The organism is Candidatus Desulfosporosinus nitrosoreducens (genome assembly GCF_030954495.1).
Classification (GTDB): domain Bacteria; phylum Bacillota; class Desulfitobacteriia; order Desulfitobacteriales; family Desulfitobacteriaceae; genus Desulfosporosinus; species Desulfosporosinus nitrosoreducens.
In genome coordinates this window covers 242,559-257,380 of record NZ_JAVHUW010000083.1, presented here as the reverse complement: position 1 = coordinate 257,380, position 14,822 = coordinate 242,559, and the positions used below count along the sequence as shown (strand labels likewise).

Sequence of the window (14,822 nt, the reverse complement as noted above, 5' to 3'; positions counted from 1 at the left end):
CCCAAAAGCATCAATATCTTTCAAATAGAGGTTAATGGAAAAAGTCAGCATTTAATCATAAAAAGTCAGTAATAGTTATTTAAAAAACAAATAATTGTTACTGTATAGGATACTATATAGTATAGAGTAATCTATGCTATAATTACTTTCGGAGGTGCACTATGGATATAGACAAAGAGACTATAAAGGGCTATGTAGAAAGCATCATCCTAAGCTTGTTGAAGGATGAGGATTTATACGGCTACGAAATTGCTAAACGAGTTCGCAACATTAGTAAAGATACTTTCGAAATTAAAGAAGGCACGCTTTATGTTGTACTAAAACGACTTGAAAATCAAAACTTGCTATCTGCCTATTGGGATGACATCGAACATGGAGGTGGAAGGCGCCGGTACTATAAAATCACCAATGATGGAATGGAGTATTTAATTAAGAAAAAAGAAGAGTGGATATTTTTCAAAAATATCATGGATATCTTTTTTGAGGGGGTACAAGAATGAAGAAAATTGAGGAATATGTCCAATTCATTTGTAAGAATTCCAGAGGCAGCCGAAAAGAGCTTGAAGATTTAAAGCAGGAAATGAAAAGTCATTTAACGCAAACGGTCCAAGAGTTAATGACCGATGGGAGGAACGAACAAGAGAGTATTGAACTTGCCTTAAATAGATTCGGAGAGAAAAATCAGATCCAAACTGAATTAGCACAGGTGTTTAAGATTCAAAAGAAATTCGGAAACGTAGTATTAGCTGTGGCTTTAATTTTTTTCTTTGTAGGTATATGCTGTTTGTTTGTCGCAAAAATCACCAACAACGATTTTCAAAAGCGCTACAATGTTATGAACGTGCAATATCAGGTAATCATGAAGGCAGCTAAAACGAATAACCTGAAGCTTCTGGATGAAACCGTAAAAACTATATTTGCTGATGACCAAAACAATCAAATAGCCTATGTAGCCCTTGTCCAATTACCCAACGATTTTTACCTTCAAAATCCACCTAAATCTCAACCGCTATTTTCGGGGGAAATCCAGTATCGGTACCCTGAAAATATAAAAGATGTTAAGGAGTTTGGCAATAATTCGGGCGGTGAATTTCTTGATAATAATAAGTATTTTGAAATAGGCATGAAACAATACTCCAACTCTAACCGCTATGAAGTCTTGAAGATAATTGGCGTAGGTTTCCTTATGGTATACTGGGTTTTATTTGGGATATGGGCAACCGTTAAAGCCTATCACGTAAAACGTTTGCAGCTCCTATGGGTTATGATGTTCTTTGCTCTTAATATAGTGGGATATTTAGCTTTTTTATACAAAATAAACGTGAATAATACGATATCGGAAGCACTTTGAAGCAGGAATAATCAAGGCTACCACAGAAAGAACAAATCCGCTATACCCTTGATTTCCCATCTCGCAAATTTTTCTCAGCCAAATGCTTGAGGCCGCAACCCTATTGAGCGGCAAAATTCCACTGCTTTGTTTGCAGATCAAACGTTCCTTTAATGCCCATTGAAGAAACAAAATGGACTTGCGTTTGGTCATTCTCAATGTTCATATAACTGATATCCCCAATCTCTCTGGGGCAGGGATAGTCTACCCATTCAACACCTTCCAGGTAAGGAGCGCGATCTTTATTGTACACTTCGATTATCAGTTGGCTGGGATTTGTAGCCACTTCCAGTTTTCGCATGAAAGCTACAACATATCTATCCCCAAATTGACCTCTCTCCGGATCATACCAATATCCATCAAGATAAACGAAATTTTTACCGGCAAAGGGATTACCCTTCATTAGCTCAGGGGCAAGGGCTTCTAACCGACCATCGATAACCAAAGGTTCAATTTTTCCGTTAATTACCGCTTTCCAGTTTAGCCCTCCATCGTTTGTCACTAAAAGAGAAGTACCCGCAAGCGAATCCAGGACATAGCCTTGCTGAGAATTTATAAAGAAAGGCTTAGTCATAAACCACTCTTCAACAGGCTGTCTGTCAACCATTTTCCAGTTCCTTCCTCCATCTGACGTGACCATGAGTTGCCCTCTGCTTTCCGTTATCCAACCGTCTCTTTCATTAAGAAAAAACAGATCACTGACATATCCCGCAATTGGTAAGCCCTTATCTTGACAACGCGGAGATGATAGAATTGAGGTACTGGAAACCTCATTCCAGTTTCCTCCTCCATCCATTGTTTTATAAAGCTTTTTCCCCTGATTTCCCGCTCCCCCTACAAAACCCACCAATAACCAGCCTTGGTCAGGTGATATAAAATTAAAAGCAAGCTCCCCCGGATAATCAGGATTAGGGATTCCCATAAGCGTCCAATTTTCTCCGCCGTCGACAGTTCGCATAATCTGCTGATTGCAGAGGATCCAACCGTGCTTTTCATCAATAAACTGCACCCTGGCTGCCGCCTTTCCTTGATAGTTAGCAACATTACTCCAGGTCTTTCCGCCATCCTGTGTTTTCAACAGGCCATCACTTGTTGCTAACCAGCCAAGTTTTAACGATAGGAAATCCATATCCAATACTTCATTCTTAAGATCTGCGGCTTTTACCCAGTGAAGCCCTCCGTCTTGAGTACTTAGGACACTCCGGCCAACAACTATCCAGCCATGGTCAAGATCAATAAAGGACATAGTTTTTATTGTTTTGCTATCCTTGGAATCAATGTTTTCCATGAGCTCAGTTGTTTTCTGTTCAGTTCTTATTGCGGCCGGCTGATTAGTTATAGGCGTAACCTTAGGAGAACACCCTGCCATCCCAAAGAAGCTAACCGCTAAAATCGTTACGGCGATTATTTTTAATGATTTCAAGAGTATCCTCCTCCCAAGCATGGCCCAATTCATTTTAGGATTAGGGTTTAAGAGGTTGCAATTCCACAAGGGTAGACGTTTCTGCCTTGCTAACTTGAATCAGCTCGGCGCCATCGGCAGAGACATAATTTTCATCGCCCTGCAATTTGACCTCTGTCAGATGACCGTCGCTGACAATATATGCTGTTTGATTGTCATAGACGATGACCTGCCCCTGAACTCCAATGAGGGCACGAGTATTTTTGGAATAAGGGATCGAGCCTTCCCATTCGGTTTTCAGGGCAGGATTCTCTTTCACTTCTTTAAGGTCGTCTGTTGTTTTAATCTTTACGAGTTGATCATTTTCTACTTCTCCCAGATACACTTTGCCTTTTCTGACTCCTAGAATCCTATCGTTGGCATTTTTAGAGATGACCAGCCGCTGATCTTTTTGGGAAGCTTCAACATAGTGAACAGCGACAACTTGCTGGACAGATCCCACTTTGCTGTCTATGTATAGGCTTGCGAACCGGTCAGAGACAGCCATATTATTGATAACCTCTCCTGATTTGCTTAGGGAACTGACGGTTTTCATAACACCTATCTTTATAAGTTGTTGTGTCGAACCGTTTGTGACAGTTAAATACATCAAATTAGTAGCGGCTTCCACGACATATTTTTCTAATTTCCCGCCTTTGCCAATCTCCTCACTGCCACTCGGCGGATCAAAGGGCTGCAACTGGTCATCAGGAGCAGTATCTTCACCACTATCGGGAAGCTCTACAGAATAGAGTTCTGTAAGCCGTGGACTTCCATAACGTTTTTCATATCTTGGTTCCGCCGAAACCTCTTGAGTCACAGTTTTTGCTTGGTTGGGATCTTCTGTTTTCGGCACGATCGCAGAGTTTGAGGCATTAGTCTGAGGAGGGTAGACTTTAACGGTTGTCACCTCATTAGGGTTTTTCCTGGTATAAAGATAGAGTAAGATATTTCGATCCGGCAGCCACTGATACGCCTGAACACCTAATGTTTGATCAGTAGCAGAAGAAGGCTTTTTCTCAAAGACAACTTTTTCCGTTTTTAAGTTAAAGATTTTTAGGGTTCCCTTCTCTAAGTAAGCCAAATAATCCTTGGCGTAAGAAAGCTGAATATTTGTCAGATCAGAACCGGGGATCGTTGCTTTGAGCTGGACCGTAATCGCCGGTTCACTATCGCCCGTCGTCAGTCCCATAACTTTTTGAACTTGGCTGTTCAAAAGAAAATGCCCGCCAAATTGAAAAATGAGTGAGACTACTATCCAAACTGATAAGATACGCAGTTTTTTCTTCATGGAGCAATTTCTCCTTTTACACCGGCAATTACTAAATGCCTTCAAGAACCGGCTACAGAATCCGTTCATTGGCTGATGTTATTCTGGCAGGACCACAAAAGCATTCGGCAGGTAGCGTTCACCGGCCCAATTCCAAAGTTTATTAATCACTTTTCCATTGTAAAAGAGTTCTGTCGAAGAACCGCCATCCAAATTAACTGCATTTACCGCATCATAGTCTTTAAAAAGGCTATAGAGATCGCTCATTTTAGCCCCCCAACTCCAGGTTGCCTGCCGGCCATCAATGACAACAAGAATAATCGTACCATCAGCTTTCTGACCGATGGCAGTTCGCGGTGCAACTCCCCAAGTTGAGTCTTGAAATACGCCCTTTTTCCCGTCCTGGATTAAAGTCGGCCAGAACGATACCGCTTCCTGTATGTTTTTCTTTTTAACATCATCCGCTGTGATTTGCCCAACGATTAGTTTGCCGTCCTTATCAAGGGCTACAATGTCTGTACTCTTGTTGCCTACATTGTTATGGACGATTTTGCCATTATGAACCGTCAACCCGTCAGGAAAAGCTCCGTTTCCTGCACCATTTGGGTCATAAAATCCTCCGCCGTTTATGCCGGCAATAGCGCCTGTGTCTTTAACTAGGTCACTTACCCGTTCACCGCTGACTTCCAATTCTTTGGTTACGGCGACTTTTATCCGCTTTGGATCTTTTACCAGCATTACTTTGCCTTTAAAGGACTTACCTTGAATATCTTCAATCGTGATGCCGGCAGCTGCATCGGATACCGTACGCCAGATTGGACTATCAGGTTGCGAGGCTGCGCTATCATACTTATTTACAATTTCACTGATTTCTTCCTTGGAGAGAAAGGCCTCAACAACCTGTGGATGCCTTGACGTGAGAATAGAGCCGACTGCCAACGTTTTCGTTGCTTCAAATGGTCCCCAAAAAACGATAAAGGGAGCCAGGACTATGGAGAAAACCAGATTGAAGATAGAAAAAGTAATAATCCTTCTTAGACGTATTTTTCGTAGTTTTCGGATTCTCTTCATGCTGCCTCCCTTAAAATCATCTTAAAAATCGACTCCCCACTCTAGGGCGTAACCACAAAAGCCGTAGGAACATAGCGTTCTCCAAAAATGTTCGGAAGCTTATTCAGGACTTTGCCTTGATAGATCATTTCTGAGGAAGAACCGCCATCAAGGTTGACTGCATTCACAGCATCATAATCCTCAAAAACCTTCGTAAGGTCTCTTAGGGTTGCCCCGATACTCCAAGCCGGTTGGCGTCCGTCAATAACAACGAAAATAACGGTTCCATCAGCCCTTTGACCGATCCCGGTCCGCGGGGCGATCCCCCACCCGCCGTCTCCTGAAATTACCGGTTTACCCTCTACGATAAGATTAGGTGCAAACGTCACTGCTTCACTAACCGCTTGACGAAAGTGTCGCTCTTCTAATTGACTGACCGACATGTTGCCAAGGACCATTTTCCCCTGATCATCAAATCCAACAATATTAACCCCTTCTTCTCCTACACTATTGTGGACTAGTTTCCCGTCCTTGACGGTTAAACCATCCGGGAAAGCTCCGTTCCCCTTACCATTCGGATCATAAAACCCTCCGGCATTAATTCCGGCAATCGCTCCCCTATCTTTGACGAGCTCACTAACCTTCTCTCCCGTAACGCCAATCTTTTGGGTAACAGCTAATTTTACCCGCGTGGGATCTTTGATCAGCATCACTTTGCCTTTATAATTGGGTCCCGCTATATCCTCGATTGTAATACCCGAGCTTGTATCGGCAGTCCCCTCAGCAGCTCCAAAAGCTTGATTGTTCTCCGGGGATACTTTGACATTTTGACCTTTTTCTAAACTAATAGGGTTTGTCACCGTTTGAGCACTGCTGAAGGTCACCAAGGCTATCAGGGCTATCAACAGACCGGCTAACAAAGACCATTTAGCCGATGCCCTTATCAGCTTCCTGTTTCTAAGGATGATTAATCTCTTCTTGATTTGTGAATTGGAACCGCACAAACTTGCCAAACCAGCTATTGGGGGGGCTGTAGTGTATGTCTCGGCCAGCTTAAGGAGTGTATAGGCATAATCATAAGATTGCTCAGGATTAATTCGAGTGGCTGCTAAAGCATCACAGGCTATCTCCTGATCTTCCCGCATCCGGTAAAAAGCGTACCAAAGCAGGGGGTTAAACCAGTGACAGATCAGCAAAACCTGACATAAGCAATTTATCCAAATGTCCTTACGTTTGAAATGGATCAGCTCGTGTAAAAAAATATGGTTTATTTGTTCTCTACTGAATGTTTGCTCAATCCCAAAGGGTAAGAGCAACCTTGGATGGATTAAGCCGAATAAGGATGGGCTGATTACGTGCCTTGACTTAAACAGAGAAATATCCTTTTTTATCTGCAACTCCGCTTGGAGTTTCTTGAACTCCGCAAGCAACTCTTGATCAACCGGCAAAGCCTGTCCAATGTTTTTGGAGAACAGTTTGTTAATGCTGACGGTAAGAACCGTCAATACCAGGACCCCTAATAACCATAAGTAATACATTAGTCGATAAACGAACAAAGAAGCCGTTCCTGAATGAGCATTTTCAGCTTTCGAGCGCTGAGGTTCAGGATTTAAAGCAGCTTTAGGGGAATTCCTACCCAAGACAGTAACCGGGTCCAAAGCGGACGGCTGGCTTTTAAGGTCAGCAGCGGATGATGGGATAGCTCGGTCAAGAATCGAGACGATCATTTGTTGCATGCGGGAAGCGTCGAGATAATTATAGACACTTGCCGGACTATTGGGTGTCCAGGGCAACACTAAACCAACAAGCAAAACTGACCATAGCCCATACTGCAGGCCTACTCTCACTTTATGTCTAAGTACAAATTTCACTCCCAGGAGAAAAATGATGAAAATGCTTGCTTTGGCAGATGTAATCATAACCCAGTTAAAAAAGCTAAGACAATTTGCCTCTAAAAGCGTTAGCATTCTACTCCTTCCTCTCTTCTAGGAGCTGCTTCAGTTCTTCAATATCGTCCTGAGAAAGTTTTTCTTCTTGAAGAAAGGTAACCAGCATAGGTTTTAAGGCCCCGCCAAAAACACGAGCAAGAAAGGATTTACTCTCTGCTTGGATGCACTCTTCCTCTGTGACTAACGGATTGTAGAGATAAACTCTGCCCTCTTCTTGAAACCCCAGTGCCCCTTTTTTCACGAGCCGTCCGATTAAGGTTTTAATCGTGTTGGGCTTCCAAGCGGCCGATTGTTCCAAAGCCTTAACAATTTCATTTGCGGTACAGGGAGCTGACTTCAACCAGCAGATCTTCATAACTTCCCATTCCGCATCAGATATATTGGGTATATTTTTCAAATTTAAAATCCCCTCTCACTTTATGTTTACACGTGTAGTTGATAGTATACTACAACTGTAAACGATTGCTGTCAAGCCGAATTTGTGAAATCTTCAGCTATTTTGGGGAAGCGGAGAGAATCATAGGCAGACCTCTTTATACCATTTGGGCACAGGGGTTGTCATTTCCTCATACCAAGCGATAACATTTTTCGTTTGCTGTATCATGGATGTCGAAAACAGCATAATCTTTTGTTTTAAGCGGACTTCACACCTGGAAATCGTGCCGCCAGTCGTTTATCCCGTCCCCGTCTTGGCCCGTTGGTAAGAAGTAACCACAGTCCTGAAAAGACTAATTACAATTTTTTAATTTTAGAAGAGTTTCTTTTTTCTTTACAATATCAGAGATAAATAGTAAATTCTTTACGAAAAATTTAAGAAAGACTAAGCCTTCCCAATTACGGAGCTCTAAACCCTCAACAAATAAGAATTCTAGGAAGTGATATGACCCTCTGATCTCAAGCTCAGACCGGAGGAAAAAGTTGTTATTCCATTGAGGTAAAAGAGCAAAATAAGGGCCTACCGAAGCGTAAATGCATGGTAGGCCCTATGAATTGCTTTCTTACTCCCTATTTAGCATTAGGATTGGGATAAGTGAGTTCCGGTGTAATTCCCTGAATTGGAATTTCAAACTTGTTGCCCTTTTCATCTTCATAAATCACCTTTGTAAAAGCTTCCTCAGTCGCTTCGGCTTTGGCGCCTGCGGCAATCTTGAAAATTCCAGGTTCATAAGGTTTGCCTTCCTTTATAGCCAACCCGGGTAACGACCTCTGCATTTTAATATATAGCTGATCAAGAGACTCCGGCCAAGTCAACTCATAAAGTTTCCCACTGGCCCCGACTATCCCCAGAATCTTGCCTTGAGGGATAAACCCTTTTTCCTTTCCGCTCGTGCTTTCCAAAGAAAAGTAAGCTTCGAAGCCTCGTCCTGGATAATTGCCATTATTTTTATCATAGGGAGAAGCGGCAAGTGTTATTTTTGTAACCTTTAGCATCCAACCATCATCACGAATCAGCTTGTTGGCTTCAATTTGAACGGCTTGGGGGGTATATTCAGGGGTAATATATGTCTCATACCATGGTGCGATATCCTTAGTGACTACCTGTTTCGCTTGAGTGACATATGACCTGGTTTGATTGGAAAATTCAAATTCCCAATAGGGTACTAAATACTCCTTGATGTTATTTAGAGCTTGGAAAGAGTTAGACGGTTCCCTATAAAAAACCAGCCTTGGGGTAGGTACGCTGCCAACTTCTTTTGCTTGTTTCATAATCGCCATCGCTTCCTGCGCATCTACGTCCAGGAACTTGTCACAAGGAGAAATTGATCCTTCCGCAGCTATTACAGCTTTACCGGCACTCAGAGGTTTTACGACGGCAATTTTTACAAACTTTTGATTTCGAACGAATGGCACAATATAATAATCGCCAGTATCTTCAGCATAGGATTTAACGAATAGCGGCATAGCTGCCAAAGCATCATCAGTTTGATCATTTCCAACGACAATACTGGCAAGGTCATTCTCATTGGAGTAAGGATACTCCCCTTCTTTGTTTTTTCCGGCATATTCAACTAAGGCTTTGTTGAGCGGAACAGGCGACATTGAGTTGACATCAATAATTGGGGCAGGAACAGCCGCCTCTATTTTAGGGACGAGGCTTAAGGCCTCCGCTTTAGCGCTGCTGAAAACTGCAAAGGCTATCAGCCCCACCACTAATAAACCCAGTAGAGACCATTTAACAGAAACCTGTCTGGATTTTTTAATCATAATTAGTCTCCTCTTGATTTGAGGTTGGGAAGCGAATAAGCTTGTCAAACTTACCAAGCGAGGAGTGTTAGAATAAGTCTCCACCAGCTTAATAAGTATATACGGATAGTCATGGGCTTGTGCCGCAGTAAGCCGGCCTATGACCAAAGCGTCACAAGATATTTCCTGCTCTTCTTTCATGCGGTAAAAGGCGTACCAAATTAGCGGGTTAAACCAGTGGATGATCACCAATACTTGAGTTAGCCAATTAATCACTATGTCTTTGCGCTTAAAATGCAATAATTCATGTAAAAATATCTGAGTTATTTGCTCTAAGCTGAAGGTTTGTTCAATCTCAAGGGGTAACAGTAACTTTGGACGGATTACACCCAATAAGGCCGGGCTATTGACTTCACTGGTCTTAAGCAGTGGAATCTCAGTTTTTATCTTCAATTATGCTTTGAGTTGGTTGAAAACCGCGATTTGCCCCGGATCAGTGACCAAATTATGTTCAATTCTATTACTAAACCGTTTGTTAACAACCACTATAAAAACCGTCAAAGTTAAAATTCCCAAAAACCATATCCAGAACATGAGTTTATAGATGAACGGTAAAAGGTCAAAAACAACCGTATTATTGCTGCCGGTTAACTGTTTATCCCTACCTAAGGCAGCTTTGCCGGAATCGCTATCCGCAACAGTTTGTTCGAGGTCAGATTGTTTAGTAACAGAGGCTGCGGCGGTTGACTGTGGCTTGCTGTTAAAACTCGGGGCAACTATTTGTCGTAAGTGAGGCGAATTAATAAAGTTATTGACAGAAACCGGACTGCTTGGCGTCCAGGGTAGAACTAACCCAAGCAGCAAAACTGACCAAAGCATATACTGGAAGTGTGCTCCCATTCTATGTTTAAAGACAAATTTTACTCCTAACAGAAAAACGATGAAGATGCTGGCTTTGGCAGACGTTGTCAAAACCCAGTTAAAAAGGCTCATATAATTTACCGCTAAGAGGCTCAGCAGCATCTTCTTCAGTCCTTTCTTCCTTCAAGGAGTTGTTTAAGCTCCGCAATATCCTCCTGGGAAAGTTTTTCTTCTTGGAGAAACGTGACGAGCATAGGCTTCAGGGCTCCGCCAAAAACACGTCTGATGAAGGTTTTGGCCTCGGACTTTATACAGTCTTCTTCAGTAACGAGCGAAAAGTACAAATATACCCTCCGTTGTTCTTGGAATCCCAATGCTCCCTTTTTTACTAACCTTGTGATTAATGTTTTTACCGTATTCGTTTTCCATTTTGAAAAGCCTTGCAAAGCTTCGAAAATTTCATGGGCAGTACAGGGAGCCGACCTAGACCAAAATATCTTCATCACTTCCCACTCGGCCTCTGATATTCTGGGTATCTCAGACATAATAAGCCTTCCTTTCCTTCGCTAAATATTAACTACATCCGTAATCATTCTTACATGTGTAAACGATGTTGTCAAGTCTGATTTTCAAGGTCACCAGCCTTATAGCCTTAATTTAATGAGCAGCTTGTCAAGATTCCCCAGCTGCCGTTCCTCTAAAATTATTGGTTTGCTCTCAGCCGATTTTTGCTGAGAATTGGCAAAGAGAACCTTAGGCTAATCTTTGATTGACCCAGGTTCTCTTCGCTGCTTTTCTCTACCCAAATTATGTGACTTCGTCGTTACCAAACAGAGTAGTTTTACTCCGCCACGGTTACTTAATGACGATAAGGAGTTCACCGGCTTTGATCTGCTGTCCTTCCTTGACATTCACCGAGCTGACAGTCCCGGCAACGGAACTGGTTATCCTTGTTTCCATTTTCATGGCTTCGACAACCACCAGCGGCTGGTTCACGGCTACCTCGTCCCCCTCTTTAACCAGCAGCGTCACGACCGTCCCCGGAATAGGGGAACCGATTTCATTTTTATTGTCGGGATCTGCCATCTCTGTCAAACTGTATTCTCCCGACTGGCTGAGAGGATTAACGTCGCGCCAGTTCTTGTCCTTGATTTTGATTTCCCTTCTATTCCGATTGACTTCAAAAACCAGAGTTCTGTACCCTTCCAGGTCCGGCTTCTCGACGGAGCTAAGCTTGATCATAAGGCTTCTTCCTTCGGCGACCTCAGCTTCAATGATCTCTCCTTCGTAAAGGCCGTGGAAAAAGACATCGCTTCCCAGCCTGCTTAAGTCTCCATATTCGGCGACAACTTTCAAGAATTCTTCAAACACTTCAGGATATAACGCATAGCTCAAAACATCCTTGCTTGTCGGCTCAAACTCGAATTTATCTCTCAAATACTTGGCAATAGCGGCAAAGTCCTCATCCGGGAGCAGTTCACCCGGACGCTCGGTTATCGGTTGTTCTCCTTTCAGGACCAGCTTCTGGAGTTTCTCCGGGAACCCACCCATCGGCTGGCCCATCATACCCTTGAAGTAGGCTACTACCGAATCAGGAAAGGCCATTTTTTCCGCCTTTTCGTAAATATTCTCCGGGGTGAGATGATTCTGAACCATAAAGATAGCGAAATCTCCCACAACTTTTGAGGACGGTGTAACTTTCACGATATCCCCCAGCATCTCATTAACGGTTTTGTACATTTCTTTAATCTCTGTAAACTTATGACCGAGGCCGAAGCTTTCCACCTGAGGCTTAAGGTTAGAGTACTGGCCTCCGGGAATCTCATATTTGTAAATCTCGGCAGACCCCGATTTCAGGCCTGATTCATACTTGCCATAGACCGGGCGGACTGCTTCCCAGTAGTCCGATACCTTTTGGATTCCCTTTAAATCAATACCGGAGTCCCGTTCCATATTTTTCAGGGCTGCAACAATCGAATTCATAGCCGGTTGGCTCGTTAGGCCGGACATGCTGTTAAAGGCGGTATCCACAATATCTACTCCTGCTTCCACAGCCATAAGCACCGTTGCCACCCCATTGCCTGTGGTGTCATGGTTATGAAGATGGATAGGCATTGCAACCTCATCTTTCAAAGCGCTGATCAGTTTAAAGGCCGCATGGGGTTTGAGGAGAGCAGACATATCTTTGATACAGAGAATATGAGCTCCGGTCTTTTCTATCTCTTTGGCAAGTTTAATGTAATAATCCAGGTCATACTTTTTCTTCCTGCTGTCGAGGATATCTCCCGTATAGCAAATACAGGCTTCGGCGACCTTTCCGCTCTTCAGGACTTCTTCAATCGAAATTTCCATGCCTCGCAGCTCGTTGAGAGAGTCAAAAATTCTGAAGACATCAATACCTGAGTCGGCCGACTCTCTGATGAATTCCCGGATAACATTGTCAGGGTAATTTTTATAGCCTACCCCATTCGCTCCTCTGATGAGCATCTGGAATAAAATATTCGGCACTCTTGCCCGCAGTTCTTCCAGCCTTGCCCACGGAGACTCTTTGAGGAATCTGTAAGCTACGTCAAAAGTTGCACCCCCCCACATTTCCAGGGAAAACAAATCCTGGCCGTAGACCGAAGTTGCCTTGGCGATCTTGATCATGTCTTTGCTCCTGACCCTTGTCGCCATCAGAGATTGATGGGCATCCCGCATGGTTGTGTCAGTAAACAGCACCTTCTTCTGATTTTTGATCCAGTTGACAAGTCCTTCCGCACCTTGCTCATCAAGGATCTGCTTTGTCCCTCTCAGATCGCCGGGACTGATACCGTCTATGGACGGCACTTTGGGGACATCATATTGCAGTTTTATCCCCATGGTTTCATTGACCACGACATTGCCGAGGAACTTCAGAATCCTACTTTCATCATCAGTCTTATGGGTTAGGGAAATCAGGTCGGGATTTTCCTCAATGAAACCTGTATGACATTCTCCTTTGGCAAACTGCGGGTGATTGAGGACATTGATCAGAAATCCGATATTGGTCTTGACTCCAGTGATCTGCGTCTCAGTTATCGAACGGATGGATTTCTTGATGGCATCCTGGAAACTTCTGGACCAGGAGATATTTTTGACGAGGAGGCTGTCATAATATGGACTGATTTCCGCTCCAGTAAATCCGTTGCCGCCGTCCAGCCTGATCCCGAAGCCTGAGCCGGTCCTGTAGGATTCGATTTTCCCCGTATCGGGAGCGAAATTATTCGAAGGGTCCTCCGTCGTGATTCGGCATTGAATGGAATACCCGTTGAGGATGATATCCTCTTGAGAATTTATGCCGATTTCAGGAGAATTGAGAGCGTATCCTTGGGCAATCTGGATCTGAGCCTGTACAATATCGATCCCTGTGACCATCTCGGTAACCGTATGCTCAACCTGAATCCGGGGATTCATTTCAATGAAATAGTAATTCCCCTGATTGTCTACCAGAAATTCGAGGGTTCCCGCACTCCTGTAGTTTACGGCCTTGGCAATTTTCAGCGCATCCTGGTAGATGCTATTTCTGATTTCCCGGGAGATAGAGAAAGCGGGAGTAAATTCCACGACCTTTTGATGCCTTCTCTGAATTGAACAATCCCGTTCAAACATATGAACTATGTTGCCGTACTTATCTCCAAGAACCTGCACTTCGACATGTTTTGGTTTCTCAATAAATTTTTCCATAAAGATGTGATCGATGCCAAAGGCTTTTTTGGCCTCGCTTTTAGCACTTAAAAAAGCAGACTCCAACTCACTCTCATGTCTGACGATCCGCATTCCCCTGCCGCCGCCTCCGGCGGCTGCCTTAAACATCAAAGGATAACCGCATTTTGCGGCGTGCTTTTTGGCTTCAGCTACAGTTTTGACATCCTTTTCATACCCCGGGATGATCGGGACTCCAACTTCCTTAGCGACGATCTTGGACTTGATCTTGTCACCCAACCTGTCCATCATCTCCGCCGTCGGCCCGATAAATTCGATGCCTTCTTGTTCGCAGCGTTTGGCGAATTCAGGGTTCTCCGACAGAAAACCGTATCCCGGATGGATAGCGTCCACACCTTTTTTGATTGCCAGACTGATGATCTCCTCTATATTCAGATAAGCATCAACCGGACTCCTGCCTTCACCGATAAGATAAGCCTCATCGGCTTTGCTTCTGAAAAGAGAATATTTATCTTCGTTGGAATAGATCGCGACGGTCCTTATTCCCAGTTCACTGCAAGCTCTGAAGACCCTAATTGCGATTTCGCCCCTGTTGGCGACCATCACCCTTTTAAATTTACTCATGATATCTTCCTCCATCGTTATTATCACCCTCGACCTTAGCCGCTATTAGCAGCAAAACCCAAGGGCTGGCAAACCCCTGGGCTGTTTCATCATCAGATATCTAAGCGGATTTAAACCCAATCAATTATCCAGACAAACTCATCTTCCTGCAAGCCGGTAAATCCATGATTCTTCGTAAAATACCCGTCTAACTCTTTAAGTATAGCATTTTTACGTATTCCACATCAACATATTACTCATTCAGGAAACAAATGTTACCCTGGCACACATCATTTTAAAGCGCTGATTCCACTCTTATGTCAAAAGTGTCTTCTCTTTCCGGAAACATTTCTTAAATCAAAGACAAAGAATGCCAATGCTTGTACCGTT

General features: G+C 43.5%; 8 protein-coding genes and 3 pseudogenes. 2 read left to right on the top strand and 9 right to left on the bottom strand.

Going from position 1 to position 14,822, the window contains the following annotated elements; genetic code table 11:
• The first annotated feature begins 161 nt into the window (after window positions 1-161).
• Both REC12_RS25440 and REC12_RS25435 read left to right on the top strand, forming a co-directional pair.
• Complete coding sequence (locus REC12_RS25440; protein ID WP_308899077.1) at window positions 162-500, top strand: PadR family transcriptional regulator; 339 nt, start codon at window positions 162-164, stop codon at window positions 498-500.
• Window positions 497-1,351, top strand: a complete 855-nt coding sequence (locus tag REC12_RS25435) for a permease prefix domain 1-containing protein (RefSeq protein WP_308899075.1) — start codon at window positions 497-499, stop codon at window positions 1,349-1,351. The genes REC12_RS25440 and REC12_RS25435 overlap by 4 nt, the downstream gene beginning before the upstream one ends.
• Window positions 1,352-1,451: 100 nt before the next feature.
• Here the strand turns inward: REC12_RS25435 and REC12_RS25430 are convergent, their stop codons facing one another.
• The 9 genes and pseudogenes from REC12_RS25430 to REC12_RS25395 form a co-directional block, all read right to left on the bottom strand.
• Window positions 1,452-2,813, bottom strand: a complete 1,362-nt coding sequence (locus tag REC12_RS25430; protein WP_308899073.1) for a WD40/YVTN/BNR-like repeat-containing protein — start codon at window positions 2,811-2,813, stop codon at window positions 1,452-1,454.
• Window positions 2,814-2,853: 40 nt separating this feature from the next.
• On the bottom strand, window positions 2,854-4,122 hold the full coding sequence (locus tag REC12_RS25425; RefSeq protein WP_308899071.1) for a hypothetical protein: 1,269 nt from the start codon (window positions 4,120-4,122) through the stop codon (window positions 2,854-2,856).
• Between the two features lie 78 nt (window positions 4,123-4,200).
• Window positions 4,201-5,163, bottom strand: a complete 963-nt coding sequence (locus REC12_RS25420) for a phosphodiester glycosidase family protein (protein WP_308899176.1) — start codon at window positions 5,161-5,163, stop codon at window positions 4,201-4,203.
• Between the two features lie 50 nt (window positions 5,164-5,213).
• Window positions 5,214-5,921 (bottom strand): annotated as a pseudogene (locus REC12_RS26580) (phosphodiester glycosidase family protein); the annotation flags it as partial.
• Window positions 5,922-6,170: 249 nt separating this feature from the next.
• A pseudogene (locus REC12_RS26575) lies at window positions 6,171-7,070 on the bottom strand (M56 family metallopeptidase); the annotation flags it as partial.
• A 49-nt stretch (window positions 7,071-7,119) separates the two neighbouring features.
• Window positions 7,120-7,497, bottom strand: coding sequence for a BlaI/MecI/CopY family transcriptional regulator (locus tag REC12_RS25410; RefSeq protein ID WP_308899068.1), 378 nt, complete (start codon window positions 7,495-7,497; stop codon window positions 7,120-7,122).
• Window positions 7,498-8,105: 608 nt separating this feature from the next.
• Window positions 8,106-10,277: pseudogene (locus REC12_RS25405) on the bottom strand (M56 family metallopeptidase).
• A 35-nt stretch (window positions 10,278-10,312) separates the two neighbouring features.
• Window positions 10,313-10,690, bottom strand: coding sequence for a BlaI/MecI/CopY family transcriptional regulator (locus REC12_RS25400; protein ID WP_308899066.1), 378 nt, complete (start codon window positions 10,688-10,690; stop codon window positions 10,313-10,315).
• Window positions 10,691-11,000: 310 nt separating this feature from the next.
• The gene (locus tag REC12_RS25395) at window positions 11,001-14,453 is read right to left on the bottom strand and encodes a pyruvate carboxylase (RefSeq protein ID WP_308899065.1); all 3,453 of its coding nucleotides are present in this window, start codon (window positions 14,451-14,453) and stop codon (window positions 11,001-11,003) included.
• Window positions 14,454-14,822 lie beyond the last annotated feature (369 nt).

What these genes read in the sequence shown, in the direction of transcription:
- REC12_RS25440 (WP_308899077.1), top strand. Translation starts at nt 162, where the DNA reads ATGGATATAGACAAAGAGACTATAAAGGGCTATGTAGAAAGCATCATC.
- REC12_RS25435 (WP_308899075.1), top strand. Translation starts at nt 497, where the DNA reads ATGAAGAAAATTGAGGAATATGTCCAATTCATTTGTAAGAATTCCAGA.
- REC12_RS25425 (WP_308899071.1), bottom strand. Translation starts at nt 4,122, where the DNA reads ATGAAGAAAAAACTGCGTATCTTATCAGTTTGGATAGTAGTCTCACTC.
- REC12_RS25400 (WP_308899066.1), bottom strand. Translation starts at nt 10,690, where the DNA reads ATGTCTGAGATACCCAGAATATCAGAGGCCGAGTGGGAAGTGATGAAG.
- REC12_RS25395 (WP_308899065.1), bottom strand. Translation starts at nt 14,453, where the DNA reads ATGAGTAAATTTAAAAGGGTGATGGTCGCCAACAGGGGCGAAATCGCA.